18 protein-coding genes and 1 tRNA gene are annotated in these 14,311 nt (G+C 69.7%); 7 read left to right on the top strand and 12 right to left on the bottom strand.

What is annotated here, in order from left to right; genetic code table 11:
- The first annotated feature begins 91 nt into the window (after positions 1-91).
- The gene (locus ABIB15_RS06195; protein ID WP_354476127.1) at positions 92-1,519 is read left to right on the top strand and encodes a cryptochrome/photolyase family protein; all 1,428 of its coding nucleotides are present in this window, start codon (positions 92-94) and stop codon (positions 1,517-1,519) included.
- Here ABIB15_RS06195 and prfB read toward each other — a convergent pair.
- Positions 1,516-2,622, bottom strand: a complete 1,107-nt coding sequence (gene prfB / locus ABIB15_RS06200) for a peptide chain release factor 2 (protein ID WP_354476128.1) — start codon at positions 2,620-2,622, stop codon at positions 1,516-1,518. The two genes, ABIB15_RS06195 and prfB, sit on opposite strands and share 4 nt — an antisense overlap.
- A gap of 61 nt (positions 2,623-2,683) precedes the next feature.
- On the opposite strand from prfB, the gene ABIB15_RS06205 reads away from it, so the two are divergent.
- Both ABIB15_RS06205 and ABIB15_RS06210 read left to right on the top strand, forming a co-directional pair.
- Positions 2,684-3,931: an MFS transporter gene (locus ABIB15_RS06205; RefSeq protein ID WP_354476129.1), complete on the top strand. Its 1,248-nt coding sequence runs from the start codon at positions 2,684-2,686 to the stop codon at positions 3,929-3,931.
- A gap of 192 nt (positions 3,932-4,123) precedes the next feature.
- Positions 4,124-4,807, top strand: coding sequence for a hypothetical protein (locus ABIB15_RS06210; RefSeq protein ID WP_354476130.1), 684 nt, complete (start codon positions 4,124-4,126; stop codon positions 4,805-4,807).
- A 4-nt stretch (positions 4,808-4,811) separates the two neighbouring features.
- On the opposite strand, the gene ABIB15_RS06215 is transcribed toward ABIB15_RS06210, so the two are convergent.
- Positions 4,812-4,982: a hypothetical protein gene (locus ABIB15_RS06215; RefSeq protein ID WP_354476131.1), complete on the bottom strand. Its 171-nt coding sequence runs from the start codon at positions 4,980-4,982 to the stop codon at positions 4,812-4,814.
- Positions 4,983-5,214: 232 nt separating this feature from the next.
- Between ABIB15_RS06215 and ABIB15_RS06220 the strand changes: the two genes are divergently transcribed.
- Positions 5,215-5,856, top strand: a complete 642-nt coding sequence (locus ABIB15_RS06220; RefSeq protein WP_354476132.1) for a LysE family translocator — start codon at positions 5,215-5,217, stop codon at positions 5,854-5,856.
- A 7-nt stretch (positions 5,857-5,863) separates the two neighbouring features.
- Here the strand turns inward: ABIB15_RS06220 and ABIB15_RS06225 are convergent, their stop codons facing one another.
- The 7 genes from ABIB15_RS06225 to ABIB15_RS06255 are packed head-to-tail and all read right to left on the bottom strand — an operon-like array spanning position 5,864 to position 10,380.
- The gene (locus ABIB15_RS06225) at positions 5,864-6,307 is read right to left on the bottom strand and encodes a pilus assembly protein TadG-related protein (RefSeq protein ID WP_354476133.1); all 444 of its coding nucleotides are present in this window, start codon (positions 6,305-6,307) and stop codon (positions 5,864-5,866) included.
- Positions 6,304-6,783 carry a hypothetical protein gene (locus tag ABIB15_RS06230; protein ID WP_354476134.1) on the bottom strand — a complete coding sequence of 160 codons (480 nt, stop codon included), beginning with the start codon at positions 6,781-6,783 and terminating at the stop codon, positions 6,304-6,306. Before ABIB15_RS06230 ends, ABIB15_RS06225 begins: the two co-directional genes overlap by 4 nt.
- On the bottom strand, positions 6,758-7,147 hold the full coding sequence (locus ABIB15_RS06235) for a TadE family protein (RefSeq protein ID WP_354476135.1): 390 nt from the start codon (positions 7,145-7,147) through the stop codon (positions 6,758-6,760). Before ABIB15_RS06235 ends, ABIB15_RS06230 begins: the two co-directional genes overlap by 26 nt.
- A 5-nt stretch (positions 7,148-7,152) precedes the next feature.
- The gene (locus tag ABIB15_RS06240) at positions 7,153-7,329 is read right to left on the bottom strand and encodes a hypothetical protein (protein ID WP_354476136.1); all 177 of its coding nucleotides are present in this window, start codon (positions 7,327-7,329) and stop codon (positions 7,153-7,155) included.
- A gap of 23 nt (positions 7,330-7,352) precedes the next feature.
- Positions 7,353-8,300: a type II secretion system F family protein gene (locus ABIB15_RS06245; protein WP_354476137.1), complete on the bottom strand. Its 948-nt coding sequence runs from the start codon at positions 8,298-8,300 to the stop codon at positions 7,353-7,355.
- Positions 8,288-9,151 (bottom strand): type II secretion system F family protein, encoded by an 864-nt coding sequence (locus ABIB15_RS06250; RefSeq protein WP_354476138.1) that lies wholly within the window; start codon positions 9,149-9,151, stop codon positions 8,288-8,290. The genes ABIB15_RS06245 and ABIB15_RS06250 overlap by 13 nt, the downstream gene beginning before the upstream one ends.
- Complete coding sequence (locus tag ABIB15_RS06255) at positions 9,148-10,380, bottom strand: TadA family conjugal transfer-associated ATPase (RefSeq protein ID WP_354476139.1); 1,233 nt, start codon at positions 10,378-10,380, stop codon at positions 9,148-9,150. The genes ABIB15_RS06250 and ABIB15_RS06255 overlap by 4 nt, the downstream gene beginning before the upstream one ends.
- A 142-nt stretch (positions 10,381-10,522) precedes the next feature.
- Between ABIB15_RS06255 and ABIB15_RS06260 the strand changes: the two genes are divergently transcribed.
- Positions 10,523-11,005 (top strand): GNAT family N-acetyltransferase, encoded by a 483-nt coding sequence (locus ABIB15_RS06260; protein ID WP_354476140.1) that lies wholly within the window; start codon positions 10,523-10,525, stop codon positions 11,003-11,005.
- A gap of 275 nt (positions 11,006-11,280) precedes the next feature.
- Positions 11,281-11,362 (top strand) — tRNA-Leu (locus ABIB15_RS06265).
- Between the two features lie 109 nt (positions 11,363-11,471).
- Here the strand turns inward: ABIB15_RS06265 and ABIB15_RS06270 are convergent.
- A complete protein-coding gene (locus ABIB15_RS06270) occupies positions 11,472-12,152 on the bottom strand; it encodes an SDR family NAD(P)-dependent oxidoreductase (RefSeq protein WP_354476141.1) in 681 nt (226 codons plus the stop codon).
- A 118-nt stretch (positions 12,153-12,270) separates the two neighbouring features.
- Here ABIB15_RS06270 and ABIB15_RS06275 point away from each other — a divergent pair, with 118 nt between their 5' ends.
- Complete coding sequence (locus ABIB15_RS06275; RefSeq protein ID WP_354476142.1) at positions 12,271-13,017, top strand: DedA family protein; 747 nt, start codon at positions 12,271-12,273, stop codon at positions 13,015-13,017.
- A 9-nt stretch (positions 13,018-13,026) separates the two neighbouring features.
- Here the strand turns inward: ABIB15_RS06275 and ABIB15_RS06280 are convergent, their stop codons facing one another.
- Positions 13,027-13,590 carry a HEAT repeat domain-containing protein gene (locus ABIB15_RS06280; RefSeq protein ID WP_354476143.1) on the bottom strand — a complete coding sequence of 188 codons (564 nt, stop codon included), beginning with the start codon at positions 13,588-13,590 and terminating at the stop codon, positions 13,027-13,029.
- 28 nt (positions 13,591-13,618) lie between these two features.
- On the bottom strand, positions 13,619-14,305 hold the full coding sequence (locus tag ABIB15_RS06285) for a metal-dependent transcriptional regulator (protein WP_354476144.1): 687 nt from the start codon (positions 14,303-14,305) through the stop codon (positions 13,619-13,621).
- Positions 14,306-14,311 lie beyond the last annotated feature (6 nt).

Consider the following 14,311-nt stretch of genomic DNA (forward strand, 5'->3'; position numbering starts at 1 on the left):
ACGGACCGTCGGACGCTCGCCGTCCGGCGGTCCCGCCCACCGGTCACCGCCCACCCCGGATGCTGCCAGACACCGCCCGTAGGCTGGCCGGATGACTGCGCGCCAGGCGAACGGCTCCCCCGACGGCCCCACTATTCTCTGGTTCCGCGACGACCTCCGCGTCTCCGACAACCCCGCGCTGCAGGCCGCACTGGAGCGCGGCGAGCCGATCGTCGCCGTGTACGTGCTGGACGGGGAGAGCAGCGGCATCCGCCCGCTCGGGGCCGCCTCGAAGTGGTGGCTGCACGGCAGCCTCCTCGCGCTCTCCGCCTCGCTCGAGGCGCTCGGTGGTGGGCTCGTGCTGCGGCGCGGGCCAGCCGCCGCCGTACTCGGGAGCCTCATCGCCGAGACGGGCGCGTCGGCCGTGGTCTGGAACCGGCGCTACGGCGCCGCCGAGCGCGCCGTCGACACCGAGATCAAGCAGGACGCGACGGATGCCGGCATCGACGCCCGCAGCTTCCAGGGGTCACTGCTGCACGAGCCGTGGACCGTGACGACCCAGCAGGGCGGCACCTACTCCGTCTTCACCCCGTTCTGGCGCGCCTGCGTGGCGAAGGGCGAGCCGCGGCATCCGCTCCCCGCCCCCGACGCCATCACGCCGTTCGAGGATGCGGTGCCGAGCGACGAATTGGCCTCGTGGGCGCTGCGGCCGACGAGCCCGGACTGGGCCGACGGCCTGCGCGACGCCTGGGAACCGGGAGAGCGCGGAGCGACCGAGCGGCTCGCATTCTTTATCGAGCAGACCCTCGACGACTACGCCGAACACCGCGACGAGCCCGCCGTGCTCGCCACCAGCAACCTCTCCCCCCACCTGCGCTTCGGCGAGGTGAGCCCGTTCACGGTGTACCACGCCGCCGAGCAGGCACGCCGCGGTGCCTCCGCCCGGCGGGCGACGAGCGCCACGAAGTTTCTCGCCGAGCTCGGCTGGCGCGAGTTCAGCTACCACCTGCTGTTCCATCACCCCGAGCTCGCGACCCGTAATTTCCGCCCGGAGTTCGACGCGTTCCCGTGGCCGGAGCCGGATGCGCGGACCCTGCGCGCCTGGCAGCGGGGCGAGACCGGGTTCCCGCTCGTCGACGCCGGCTTGCGCCAACTCTGGAAGACCGGCTACATGCACAACCGGGTGCGCATGATCGCCGCGTCGTTCCTCATCAAGAACCTCCTGATCGACTGGCGGATCGGCGAGGAGTGGTTCTGGGACACCCTCGTCGACGCCGACCCCGCGAGCAACGCGGCGAGCTGGCAGTGGGTGGCCGGTTCCGGCGCCGACGCCGCGCCCTACTTCCGGGTGTTCAACCCGGAGCTGCAGCAGAAGAAGTTCGATCCGACTCTCGCCTATGCGCGCGAGTTCATCCCCGAGCTGGGCACGCCCGCCTACCCGGCGCCGATCGTCGACCTCGGCGAGACCCGGCAGGCCGCCCTCGCCGCCTTCGAGGCGGTCAAGCGCGGCAAGGCGGCATCCGCCCCACCTGCCGGTTAGTCCTGGTCGCGCTTGCGCCAGCGGATGCCCGCCGAGATGAAGCCGTCGAGGTCCCCGTCGAACACGTTGGTGGGGTTGTTGACCTCATAGTTCGTGCGCAGGTCCTTGACCATCTGGTAGGGCGCGAGAACGTAGGAGCGCATCTGGTCGCCCCAACTCGCGGTGATATTGCCGGCGAGCTCCTTCTTCTGAGCCGCCTCCTCCTCGCGTTGCAACATCATCAGGCGGGACTGCAGCACCCGCAGCGCGGCCGCCCGGTTCTGGATCTGGCTCTTCTCGTTCTGGCAGCTCACGACGATCCCCGTCGGGAGGTGCGTGATCCGCACGGCCGAGTCGGTCGTGTTGACCGACTGCCCGCCGGGACCGCTCGAGCGGAAGACATCCACCCGCATGTCGCCCTCCGGAATCTCGATCGACTCCATCTGCTCGATCAGCGGCACGACCTCGACTGCAGCGAAGCTCGTCTGGCGCTTGCCGGCCGAGTTGAACGGGCTCATCCGCACGAGGCGGTGCGTGCCCGCCTCGACGCTCAGGGTGCCGAACGCGTACGGCGCATCCACCTCGATGGTCGTCGACTTGATGCCCGCCTCCTCGGCGTAGCTCGTATCGAGTACCGTCACGGGGTAGTTGTGCTGCTCCGCCCAGCGCAGGTACATGCGCTGCAGCATCTCGGCGAAGTCGGCCGCGTCGACACCGCCGGCGCCCGCGCGGATCGTGATGACCGCGGCTCGGGCATCCCACTCGCCGTTGAGCAGCGTCTGCACCTCCAGGTCGCCGAGCACCTTCTGGATGCTCGCGAGCTCCTGCTGGGCCTCGGCCACCGAGTCGGCGTCGTCGGCCTCGTTGGCCATCTCGACAAGCACCTCGAGGTCGTCGAGCCGCGACTCGATGCTCGTGATCTTCGCGAGGTCAGACTGTCGGTGACTCAGGGCGCTGGTGATCTTCTGGGCGGCGGCAGGGTCGTCCCAGAGATCGGGCTCGCCGGCCTGCTCGCTCAGCTCCCGGATGTCGGACTCGAGTTGTTCGACGTCGACGACGGAACGGATGTCCGCAAACGTCGATCGAAGGGCGGCAATCTGGTCGGATATATCGAGCTCGCTCATGTCGGCCCCAGCCTACCCGTGCTCGGGCGTGGTGATCCCTGAGGGTAATATCGGGCAGGCCATGACCACTGCCGCGCCGCCCTTCGACTGGCGCAAGATGGCCCTCCCCGTGTACCTCCCGACGCTGCTGTTCGCGATCGGCGAGGGCGCGATCATCCCCATCATCCCGATAGTCGCTGACGGTCTGGGCGCCACGCTCGCAATCGCCGGGCTCATCGCCGCGATGATCATGCTCGGCCATCTGCTCGGCGACATCCCGAGCGGCTGGCTGGTCTCCCGCATCGGCGAGCGCCCGGCGATGATCGGTGCCGCCCTCGTCGCCATCGTCGGCCTGGGCACGGCGACCCTCGCCCCGAATCCGGCCGTGCTCGGCCTCGGCATCCTGCTCGTCGGAATCGCGACGGCCGTGTTCGCCCTCGCCCGGCACGCCTTCATGACCACCTTCGTGCCGCAGCCCTACCGCGCCCGCGCCCTCTCAACCCTCGGCGGCACCTTCCGGCTCGGCTACTTCATCGGGCCGTTCCTCGCGGCCGGCGTCATCGCGCTCACCGGGTCGACCTCAGCGGTGTTCCTCATCCACATCGTCGGATGCCTCGGTGCCGCGGCCGTGCTGCTCCTGCTGCGGGACCCCGCAGCGACCTTCGGTGCGGGGCGGGCGGCCCGCGGCACCCCGACTCCCGGCGAGGCGTTCGTGGCCGAGGAGGTGCGCGGGCTGTTCCGCACGATCTGGGAGTCTCGACAGGTTCTCGCGCGACTCGGCACGGGCGCCGCGCTCATCGGCGCCCTCCGGGCCAGCCGTGCGGTGATCCTGCCGCTGTGGGCGGTGAGCATCGGCATCAGCGACACCGGAACCGCCATCATCATCGGCATCGCCGGCGGAATCGACTTCGCCCTGTTCTACGTGAGCGGCCAGGTGATGGACAGGTTCGGGCGGCTGTGGGCCGCGGTGCCCTCGATGCTCGGCCTCGGAGCCGGTCACCTCGTACTCGCCGGCAGCGGGGCCCTGCCCGGCAATCTCGTCTGGTTCATCGCCGTCGCGATGTTCCTCGCACTCGCCAACGGCCTCGGCAGTGGACTGTTGATGACGCTCGGCTCCGACCTCGCCGACACGAGAAACCCGGCGCCGTTCCTCGGGGCCTGGCGGTTCACCGGGGACATCGGCGGGGCCGCGGCGCCTCTTGTGATCGCGGCGGCGACGGCCGCGTTCTCGCTCGCCGTCGCCAGCAGCGTGATGGGCGTGCTCGGCCTGCTCGGCGCGGGCGTGCTGCTGCGCTACGTACCGCGGTTCGTACCCCGCGGGAGACGCTGACCGGCGGGCAGTCACTCTCCCGCGATGGCGCGTGCCCAACACAGGAGATCCGGCGACACGCCGCGGTGTTTGTCCACCCGATTCGGCGTGGCGCCGAATCTCCTGTGTCACACACGGCCGACAGCGACTCAACCTCAGCCGGGGACCCGAGACACCCTAGGCAGCGGTGCCCGCGCAGAGGAGAATTCCCGCATGGAGGAGCGACCCGGCACGGATCCGGACAATCGGGCGCAACTGCTCGCGACGGAGCACTCGAGCGTGCTGGCCTCGCGGGGCACCACCCAGAGCGAAGTACTCACTCGAATCAACATGTTCCTCACCTTCGCGTCGGCCGGGCTCGTCAGCCTCGCCCTCGTGGGCCAGGCCACGGACTTCGCGGGGGACTTCGCCGTGTACTCGATCGTGATTCTCGGCGTTGTCACCCTCGTCGGCGCACTCACCCAGGTGCGCGTCACCAACGTCAGCATGGAAGACCTGATGTACGTGGTCGCCATGAACCGGCTTCGTGCGTCCTATCTTGAGCTCGAGCCGACCATCGCGCCGTTTCTGATGAGCTCCCCGCACGACGACCTCGCCGGCGTCGTGCGGACGTACTACTTCCTCGGTCCGTCCCGCGGGTTCAGCCAGATTGCCGGCAGCAGCGTGGTCTTCATTGCCGCGGTGAACTCGGCCGTGATCGGCCTCCTCGCCGCCGCGGCCGCGAGCTCGTCCGGCGCTCCAACCGAGCTGCGCGTCATCGTTGGCGCCGCGCTCGGCATCGCCTACTTTGCGGCATCGTTCGCGTGGGGTGCCTCGGTCTACTTCCGTTTCTGGCGCGCGTACACCCCGCAGCATCCGACCCCGGAGCATCCGGCTCCGCACCACGGCGGCCATTGAGGCGTCACGCGCCGATCTTCCCGAAGGAATTCCTGCTGCTGATCTTGCCGCGCTCGTCGAACTCGCCCAGGTCGAGGCCGCGCACCTCAATCCGCTCGCCCGAGAGTGACGTGCCGGTCAGCATCCACTCCGAGACACCGACGCCGTCAGCGCAGACCCGGTATTGATCACCCACGATGACGGGCGGGCGGTCACTCTCACGCGATGACGCGTGCCCAACGAAGGAGATTCGGCGACACGCCGCGCCATCCGTCCACCCGATTCGGCAGGGCGCCGAATCTCCTGCCAAACGCGCGCACAAGCCGCCTTCGCTCCGACGCTGAGCACCCTCCACTACGCGCACAGGACACACGATTCTCTGCATCCGCGCTGTCGACCGATGGCCCGCCGAATCGGTACCCTGAGCCATGGTTTCTCCCGAGGCGATGCTCGCCTTCGCCCTCGTCTCGATCCCACTGATCCTGCTCCCGGGGCCAAGCGTGCTGTTCGTGATCGGCCGGGCGCTGTCGCTTGGCAGGATCGGCGCCCTGCTGAGCGTGGTCGGCAACGCGCTCGGCTCGCTCGTCGCCGGCCTTGCCGTCGCCTTCGGCGTCGGGGTGGTCGTTCAGCAGTCGGTGGTGCTCTTCACGGTACTCAAGGTCGCCGGCGGCCTCTACATCATCTACCTCGGGGTGCAGGCGATCCGCCACCGCAACCCGGTGGCGGATGCCGACACCCGCCGCATCGTCGTCCGCAGCAAACTGCGCCTGCTGCGCGAGGGCTTCGTCGTGGGAGTCACCAACCCCAAGACCATCGTGTTCCTGATCGCTGTGCTCCCCCAGTTCGTCGACCACTCGGCCGGCGGGGTGCCCGCCCAGATGGCGTCGCTCGCGGCCGTATTCATCGCGGTCGCGGTCGTGCTCGACAGCGGCTGGGCACTCGCCGCCGGCGCCGCGCGTGACTGGTTCGCCCGCTCACCCCAGCGGCTGAGCCGGCTCGGCGCGACCGGCGGCGTGCTGATGGTCGGCATCGGCGCGGCGACCCTCTTTGTGGGTAACGGCAAGGACTGACACATACCTAGCCGAACACCGACCGCCCCACCGCAGTGACCTCAAGGCGCAGCCCCTCCGGCACGAGCAGGCTCAACAATGGCGGGCGCCACCAGGCCGACAGGGTGACCGTGGCGCTGCGGCCGTCGAGGGTCTCGGCCTGCTCGACGCTCAGCGATTCGAAGCGCGTCGTCGGCGCGACCGCGAGGTACTCGCCGACCGCCGCCGCGACCTCCGCCGAGTCGAGGGACGGGCGGAATCCGGATGCCGTCGGCGTCACGTCCTCGAGCGCGAACGATTCGGCGCCGGCGAGCGCTGCGCCATCGGCGAGGCTGAACAGTCGGGACCGCTCGAGGTAGAGCGAGGTAGCCGAGGCGCCGAGCAGCACGACGACGAGGCACAGGAACCCGTAGAAGATCGTCAGCAGCATTATCGAGCCCTCGTCCGCGTCGGTGCCCGGGCGCGAGCTCACGGCGCCTGGTCCGCTGTGAACCGCGAGACCTGCTGCGTCGCCGTCGCCTCGAGCTGGATGCCGAGTGGGGCGTTCAGGTCGAGAACCGACGGCACGAGTGGGAGGGTGACAACGACACCGACCGTCACCGTGACCGAGCCGAGCCGTTCCAGGCACTCCCCCGGCGTCGGGCTGCAGAGCACAGCCAGCTCGTACTCCGCCGCCAGCCCGTGGTCAGCGAGCGCAACCTCGACGGCTCGGCGGGCCGCAGCATCGGCGGCACCCTCGTCGACAGCCTGCACGTAGACGCGGGCCGCCTGCCGCGCCGCGCCCTCGACGGCGAGCGCCCCGCCCTGCACCGCGGCGATCGCGAGCGTCAGGTAGATCAGCGGCACGAGCAGGATCATCCCCGTCGTTATGAACTCGAGCGCCGCCGAGCCCTCGTCACGCGGCATCCGCACCGCCCGGATCTCAATCGAGCGTCTCGACGGCCCCATGCCCGGTCACCTCCAGCATCCGGTCGGGTCCGAGCAGGCCCAGCAGCGGCAGCGGCGCCCGCACTGTGACGCTCGCGGCCGGATGCCCGAGGAAGTCGCCGTAGGCCGCCGTCACATCGCCGGCGTAGGCGTCGCCGAGGGCCACCGAGAGCAGGTCAGTGGTGCGCCGTACCCCGTCGCCGAGTCCATTGTCGGCGAGCGCCGCCACCCTGGCACCCTCCCCGGCGGCGTCGATGACGGTGTTGCGCACGTGCAGGGCAAGGCCGAACTGCATCACCGACAGCGTCAGCACGGTCAGCAGGGCGCCGACGAGCACGAATTCCGCGGCCGCGGAGCCGTCATCACCGCCACACCGGGGGCGCATGTCGGTCAGAAGCTCGTGACGCGCTCGATCGCCTGCTCGAACACCCCGCTGAGCGCGGGGCCGGCGAGCGCCCAGATGAGGATCACGAGGCCGGCGGTCATGAGAGTGATCAGCACCCAGCCGGGCACGTCCCCCCGGTCATCGTGCAGGCGGCGGATCAGTGGTTCGCGGAGCCTGTTCATGGAGTCCCTTTCGGTTGCGGCGGTCAGAATCCCAGCTGGAGTACGAAGATTCCCGGGTAGATGGCGAAGACGATGGTGATCGGCAGGATCAGGAAGACCAGCGGCACGAGCATCGCGACCTCCTTCTTTCCGGCAGTCTCGAGCAGATCCCGCTTGGCCTCGTCGCGAGCATCCTGCGCCTGAGCGCGCAGCACCTCGGCGAGCGGGGTGCCACGCTCGAGTGCGCCGACGACCTGCTCGACGGCCCGCGAAAGCGCCGGGAGCCGGATGCCGTCGGCGAGCTCCTGCAGCGATTGGGCGAACGGCAGCCCGGTGTTCACCGCGGCGACGGTCGAGGCGAGCTCGGTGGCCAGCTCCCCGCGGCTGATGCGCGCCACCCGGCGGATCGCGTCGAGGATCCCCTCGCCGGCGGAGAGGCTGAGCGTCAGAAACTCCAGCACGGTCGGTAGCTCCTCGGTCATCCTCGTCAGGCGCGCTGTCGCAGCGCGCTGCAGCAGGTGGTCCCGCAGGAAGATACCCGCGACGCCGCAGAACACCACGATCGCAAGCTGAAGCCCGAGTGGAATCGACCTCACCGCGACGAACAGCGCCGCGACACCGGTGCCGATGCCGAGCCCGCCGAGCGCCCAGGCCAGTTGTTGCGAGCGGAAGGCCTCCGGACCGATCGTCGCCCCGGACTGGCGCAACCGGAGGCGGATGCTGCCCGGACCGCCGAGCGCGGTGCCGAGAAGCGCCCGAAGGCGGTCGAGCGCGGGGCTGAATAGCGTGCCGACGATGGGGAGCGGGTTGACGGTACGCCGGGCGAGGAGCGCCCGGGCGCCGGGCGACACATCGACAAGGTACGGCGCAACCCGGTAGAGCAGGCGCGGGCGGTTGAGTCTCGGCACGACACCGAGTAGCGACCACAGCCCGAAGCCGAGCGCGAGTCCGCAGACGACTGCCCACGCCACCACCGGCGTCAACGGAACCATCGCTGCTCCCGCGGCATCCGTCCGATCCCCACCATCACCCGGTAGGCGACGACCGTGATGCCGAGCCCTCCGACGATGATCGCCATGCCGGCCGCCGTGTTGTAGGCCGCGGCGGCCTCCGGCCTCGTCGCGAGCAGGATCAGGATGATCCACGGCGCGGCAACGCCGAGCCTGGCGGCGTTCATCACCCAGGACTGCCGTGCCTCGACCTCGGAGCGCAGCGCCGCCTCCTGGCGCAGATACGCGGCGAGGTTGCGCAGCACGGTCGTGAGCTCCGACCCGCCGACCTCGCGGGACATCCGAAGTGTCTCGAGCACACGGTCCGCGACGGGGTCGGCGAGGCGGTTCTTCAGCTCGTCGACACTGAGGCCGAAGTTGCCTGTTGCCCGGTAGCCGCGCTCGAACTCCGCGAACGACTCCCGCACGGCGGGCGGCCCGGTGTGCGCGAGCGACACGACGCTGTCGGGCAGGGCGAGGCCCGATCGCACGGCCGATACGAGGTGGTCGACGATGTCCGGCCAGACCGCGCGGCTGGCCGTGATGCGCGCCCGCGCACGGGAGGCGATGACGACCCCGGGAAGGGCAAGCGCGACGAGGCCGACGACGACGGCGAGCGCGAGCACGGGCACGATCGCGAAGGTCAGCGCCGCGCCCGCGATGCCGAGCATCACCGACACCGCCGCGAGCGCCGACAGCGTGACATCGTGCAGCCCGGCCTGCTCGAGACTGTCGCGCACGCGCTGGACCTGACGTGGCGGTGGACGCCGCTGGGCGACCCCCGCCGGCCAGAGGAACGGCGACGCGGCGAGCAGCAGGCCGAGACCGAGGGCCACGCCGAGCAGGATGGTCATCCGCGCACCCCCGACAGCACCGCGGCGAGGTCGAAGCCCCCGGCGGTGAAGCCCGCGGTCTTCGCGGGGTAGCTTCCCGTCGCCGCGAGCACGTGGTGCTCGAGCCGGAAGATCGTGCTGGCCTCGATGACCGTTCCCGTCACGACACCGCTCGGCGCGACGATCTCGGTGATCCGCCGCCGGCCAGACCGCTCAAGCTCGCAGTGCACGACGATGTCGATGACGCTCGCCACGGTCGGCACCACGAATGATGAGTCGATGTTGCGGCCGGCGAGCAGCGGCAGCGTCGCGAGCTTCGCGAGGGCGTCCCGTGCGCCGTTCGCGTGAATCGAGCACATTCCGGGTAAGCCGGAGTTCAGGGCGATGAGCAGGTCGAGGGCCTCCGCCTCGCGCACCTCGCCGACGACCAGCCGGTCGGGGCGCATCCGCAGGGCCTCCTTGATGAGGCGACGCAGCGTGATCTCGCCGGTGCCCTCAAGGCTCGGCTGGCGGCACTGCATCGCGACGGTGTCGCGGGCGGCCAGGTCGAGCTCGAAGGTCTCCTCCACCGTGACGATGCGCTCGGAGGGACGCGCGACCGACAGCAGGGCGTTCAGCAGCGTGGTCTTGCCGCTCTGGGTAGCCCCGGAGACGAGGATGTTCTGCCCCGCGAGCACGCACATGCGCCGGAACTCAGCCGACTGGTGGGTGAGCGAACCGAGTGCGACGAGGCGGTTCAGGTCGCGGATGCGGGCGGTGAACTTGCGGATGTTGACGGCCCAGTGCTTCTGCGTGACATCCGGGATCACCACGTGCAGTCGCGACCCGTCGGCGAGCGACGCGTCGACGAAGGGCGAGCTGAGGTCGACTCGGCGGCCGGAGGACTGCAGCATCCGCTCGACAAGATCTCGCACTTCGGTGCCGGTCAGGCGGATGCTGGTCAGCTCGGGCACCCCGTGCCGCGCGATGAACACCCGCTCTGGGCCGTTGATCCAGATCTCCTCGACCTCCGGATCGTCGAAGTGCGGCTGCAGCACCCCGAAGCCCGTGATCGTCGCGACGATCTGCCGCGCCGCGAGCTCCTCGTCGGCGAGCATCGGGAGGGAGCCGCCGAGGGCACGCTCGCTGTAGCGTTCCACCGCGTCGCGGACGTAGCGGCCCGCGAGCTCCCTGTCGCTGCCGAGGTCGACCCCGTCGAGGCGCACACGCTCGCGCACCTGGTCGGTGATGAGACTCAGCGCGGACGGCATTGGGCCATCATGGGCGCGCGGACGGATCCGCGAGCCGGGTTATCCACAGGACGGAGGCGAGGGCTTTCCACGAGTCCCGGGGAACGACAGTCAGGGGAGGTGTCCCCGCGGGCGATCCACCGGCGGTGTCTACTATCGCGACATGACCTCGCTCGAACTTGCCCGGCTCACCGACGTGGCCACTGACGACCTCGTCGCACTGATGACCCATCCGCTGATGCGGCGTCATATGCCGCTCCTGGGCGACCGCTTCACCGAGTCCGACGCTCGCGCGTTCGTCGCTTGCAAGGAGCGGTTGTGGGCGGAGCACGGCTACGGGCCGTGGGCGATCTACCCTGACGGGCGCTTTGCCGGGTGGGGCGGACTGCAACCCGAGGCGGGCGACGCGGACCTTGCGCGCGTGCTGCATCCGCATTTCTGGGGACGAGGACGCCAGATCTACGACGAGTTCATCCGACGCGCGTTCGGGGAGATGGGGTTTGTCCGGGTGACGGCCCTGCTGCCGTCCAGCCGCGTGGCGCCACGGGCGCTCGAGCGCCTCGGCTTTCGGCGAGATGGAGAGGTCGACCTGAACGGCGAGCGGTTCGCACGCTACGTGCTTGAGAACCCGACGCCACAGCAGTAGCCGGAGCCGGAGCCACTTGAGCGAAGCCGCACGGCGCCGACATCGCATACGCCTCGAGCGGCTCCGGCCATCCGCTCTCCGGGAGCAGGTCGCGCAGGCTCGCGTCACGGTCCAAGCCCAGCACGACGCGAGTGTCGATGTTGGCCGGGTCGATCTGGCGGATGAACTCCCGGCAGCGGCCGCACGGCGGCAATGCGTGACCCGGTGGCGTCCGTCGCCCGCGCGACTGACCCGAGGAACCCGTGACCGCCCCCACCGGTACACTTGAGCCGCTCGCGGGAGTGGTGAAATTGGTATACACGCAGGTTTTAGGTACCTGTGCCGAAAGGCGTGAGGGTTCGAGTCCCTTCTCCCGCACTGGTGGTGCCGCATTGCTGCGTGCGCGGCCGCGTCAGGCGAGGCGTGTTGTGGTGCCAGCCCAAGGTGGCGGGCGACAAAGTGCCGGGCGACAAGACGGCGCTGCGGGTCAGAAGGCGGTGCTGGGCAGGTCCTTCTCGCCGTCGGCGATCGCCGTGACGATGCGCTGCGCGACGGCATCCGGGTCCAGGCCGGTCGGGAACGCGGGCGCTGTGCCCGCGATGGCCCGGGTCGCCAGCCCCGTCTCGGTGTGCCCCGGGCGGGCATCGACGATGCGGATGCCGGCGCGGCGCAGTTCCCTCGACGCCGCCTTGGTGAACGCAGCGAGCGCAGACTTCGAGGCCGAGTAGGCGGCCAGTCCCGCGGTCGGCGCCTCGGAGACGACCCCACTGAGGGTGACGATGAAGGGCTCCCGGCCCGCGGCTCCGGATTCGACCAGATGTGGCATCGCCTCACGGATGAGCCGGATCGGGGCGAGCGTGTTGATGTCGAACAGCTCGCGCAGGGCAGCATCCGTCACCTCGCCGACCGGTCCGAACGCCACCGCGCCGGCAGCGATGACGACCCCGTCCAGACGTCCGTGAGCGCCAATTGCGGCGGCGACGACAGCGGCAGCGGCAGCCTCATCCCGCAGGTCGGCCACGAAAGCGTCGGGTCCGCTGATCGTCGCGGGATTGCGGGCGGCACGCACAACGGTCGCGCCGGCGTCGGCGAGGAGGCCGGCAATGCGGGTGCCGAGGCCGCCGGATGCGCCGACGACGAGCACGACGGATTCTTCAAGGTTGGTCATGTCTTCACCCTAGGTCGGCGCTGTCAATCCGGGGCGGGCTCGCAGCAGACACCCGCTACTCTGACAGGAAGACAACCGTGATGGCCGGAGCCGCATCGCGGTCAACGACTGGAGATTCGTGCTTGACCTTCTCGCGCTTCTTCCTGCGGCCCTGATCCCGTGGTTGGACCCCAAGACCCTCATTGAGGGGTTCGGGGCCTTTGCGCTGATCGGCGTCTGCTTCATCGTGTTCGCCGAGACAGGTCTCCTCGTCGGATTTCTGCTCCCCGGTGACACTCTGCTCGTCATCACGGGGCTGCTCACGTTCTCGCGGGTCATCGACTTCGATATCTGGTGGGTATGCCTGGCGATCGGCTTGTCGGCGTTCGTGGGCGGCGAGGTCGGCTACTTCATCGGGCACAAGCTCGGGCCACGGGTCTTCGAACGGAAAGAGAGCGGCGTGTTCAGCCGCAAGAACGTCGAGCGTACGAACGCGTTCTTCAAGAAGTACGGCGGGCTGAGCGTGATCCTCGCCCGGTTCGTGCCGATCCTGCGCACCTTCGTGCCCGTCGCGGCCGGGATCGGCCACATGGACTACCGCAAGTACACCCTCTACAACTTCATCGGCGCGATGGTCTGGGGAGCTGGCCTCACCTTTGCGGGATTCCTGCTCGGTCTCATCCCGCCCGTGGCGCGGTTCGTGACCGACTACATCGACCTCATTTTGATCGCGGCCGTCGTCCTCACGCTCATCCCGACGATCTACCACTACGTTCAGTCGACGCGCGAGGCGAAGAAGGCTCGCCTGGAGGGAGTCGCGCGCCTCACGGACGACGAGGTCGTACTGAACCAGCAGTACTTCGACCAGAAGCCGGACGCGCAGTAACGACGCGATTCAGTCGGTCGAGCCTGTCGGGGTGCCGAGGCGGGCGGCGAGGGCGTCCCTCGACTGCTGCGCCGCTCGCCGAACTTCTTTCTCCGGATCACGGAGCAACGCCGCTATCGTCTCGACGTTGTCGACGGTGCCGACCGCCGCGAGCGCGTGCGCGGCCGCGGCGCGGACCCGGGGCACGTCGTCAGCGGTGAGCTCGACCATCTTCGTGGCGACGTGCAGTTCGCGGGCCAGCGCCACCCTCGCGCACATCTCGCGCACCCGCCAGGCCTGATTATCGAGTCCGGCGATCACCGCGGACACCGCGGACGGGTTCCAGACATGGAGCAGCGCCCGGGCACCCCAGAGTTCCGGCCAATAGAGCGGCGGCGCTCCGTCGAGCAGCCCCTGCGCGTGTCGGCCTCCGACATAGAGGAGGAAGTCCTCGCCGGCGTTGGCACCGCCCATGAGGGCGATCGAGCGGACAACGACGTCGTCCTCGCCGTATCGGGCGACGGCCGCGGCGAGGCGGTCGGCGACGGGAAGGTCGAGGGGCACGGACGAATCTGACGAGGCTTTGTTCTGCATTTGTCGTCAACGCTACCGCGCCGAAAGGTCAGTCGGTCGAGATCCAGATGGATGCTGCCGCTTCCGCGCCGAGATCGAGTTCGCGCGCAGCTCCGTCGGCACCATCCAGGCGGACCGCGAGGGAACCGCCGAACGGGCGCCGGCCGACCACTGTGATGTGGGCATCCAGCGTGATCCCCTCGGCAGTAAGGTATCTCAGGAGCGCGGGATCGCGGTCGCTGATGCGCACGACCGCGCCGGCCGAGCCGTCCGACGCGTCGAGCAGCCGGAGAGCCGCCGGGCGGACGATCGAGCCGTCGGCCGCAGGAATGGGATCGCCGTGCGGGTCGCGGATCGGCTGACCGAGCCGGTCGGCGATCGCCCCGAGCAACCGGTCGCTCAGCGCATGCTCGAGCACCTCGGCTTCGTCGTGAACCTCGTCCCAGTCGTAGCCGAAGTGCTCGACGAGCCAGGTCTCGATGAGGCGGTGGCGGCGCACCATGCGCAGGGCGAGCACCGTGCCCGCAGCGGTGAGGGTCACCGCTCCGTAGGGCACGTGTACGACAAGTCCCGACCTGCCGAGCTTCTTGACCATCTCGGTGACCGATGAGGCGGCGAGGCCGAGCCTCGACGCGAGCTCCGACGGAGTGATCGCGTCCGGCTGCCACTCAGTGTGCGAGTAGATCGCCTTGACGTAGTCCTCGACGGCGACGCCATCCACTGTCTGCGGGCTCATCTGTTC

It is taken from the genome of Marisediminicola sp. UYEF4 (genome assembly GCF_040546025.1).
Taxonomy (GTDB): Bacteria; Actinomycetota; Actinomycetes; order Actinomycetales; family Microbacteriaceae; genus Marisediminicola.

Bases quoted from the DNA above. Each gene is read 5' to 3' on its own strand.
- ABIB15_RS06195 (WP_354476127.1), top strand. From the start codon at position 92: ATGACTGCGCGCCAGGCGAACGGCTCCCCCGACGGCCCCACTATTCTC.
- prfB (WP_354476128.1), bottom strand. From the start codon at position 2,622: ATGAGCGAGCTCGATATATCCGACCAGATTGCCGCCCTTCGATCGACG.
- ABIB15_RS06205 (WP_354476129.1), top strand. From the start codon at position 2,684: ATGACCACTGCCGCGCCGCCCTTCGACTGGCGCAAGATGGCCCTCCCC.
- ABIB15_RS06210 (WP_354476130.1), top strand. From the start codon at position 4,124: ATGGAGGAGCGACCCGGCACGGATCCGGACAATCGGGCGCAACTGCTC.
- ABIB15_RS06220 (WP_354476132.1), top strand. From the start codon at position 5,215: ATGGTTTCTCCCGAGGCGATGCTCGCCTTCGCCCTCGTCTCGATCCCA.
- ABIB15_RS06230 (WP_354476134.1), bottom strand. From the start codon at position 6,783: ATGGGGCCGTCGAGACGCTCGATTGAGATCCGGGCGGTGCGGATGCCG.
- ABIB15_RS06235 (WP_354476135.1), bottom strand. From the start codon at position 7,147: ATGCGCCCCCGGTGTGGCGGTGATGACGGCTCCGCGGCCGCGGAATTC.
- ABIB15_RS06240 (WP_354476136.1), bottom strand. From the start codon at position 7,329: ATGAACAGGCTCCGCGAACCACTGATCCGCCGCCTGCACGATGACCGG.
- ABIB15_RS06245 (WP_354476137.1), bottom strand. From the start codon at position 8,300: ATGGTTCCGTTGACGCCGGTGGTGGCGTGGGCAGTCGTCTGCGGACTC.
- ABIB15_RS06250 (WP_354476138.1), bottom strand. From the start codon at position 9,151: ATGACCATCCTGCTCGGCGTGGCCCTCGGTCTCGGCCTGCTGCTCGCC.
- ABIB15_RS06255 (WP_354476139.1), bottom strand. From the start codon at position 10,380: ATGCCGTCCGCGCTGAGTCTCATCACCGACCAGGTGCGCGAGCGTGTG.
- ABIB15_RS06260 (WP_354476140.1), top strand. From the start codon at position 10,523: ATGACCTCGCTCGAACTTGCCCGGCTCACCGACGTGGCCACTGACGAC.
- ABIB15_RS06270 (WP_354476141.1), bottom strand. From the start codon at position 12,152: ATGACCAACCTTGAAGAATCCGTCGTGCTCGTCGTCGGCGCATCCGGC.
- ABIB15_RS06280 (WP_354476143.1), bottom strand. From the start codon at position 13,590: ATGCAGAACAAAGCCTCGTCAGATTCGTCCGTGCCCCTCGACCTTCCC.
- ABIB15_RS06285 (WP_354476144.1), bottom strand. From the start codon at position 14,305: ATGAGCCCGCAGACAGTGGATGGCGTCGCCGTCGAGGACTACGTCAAG.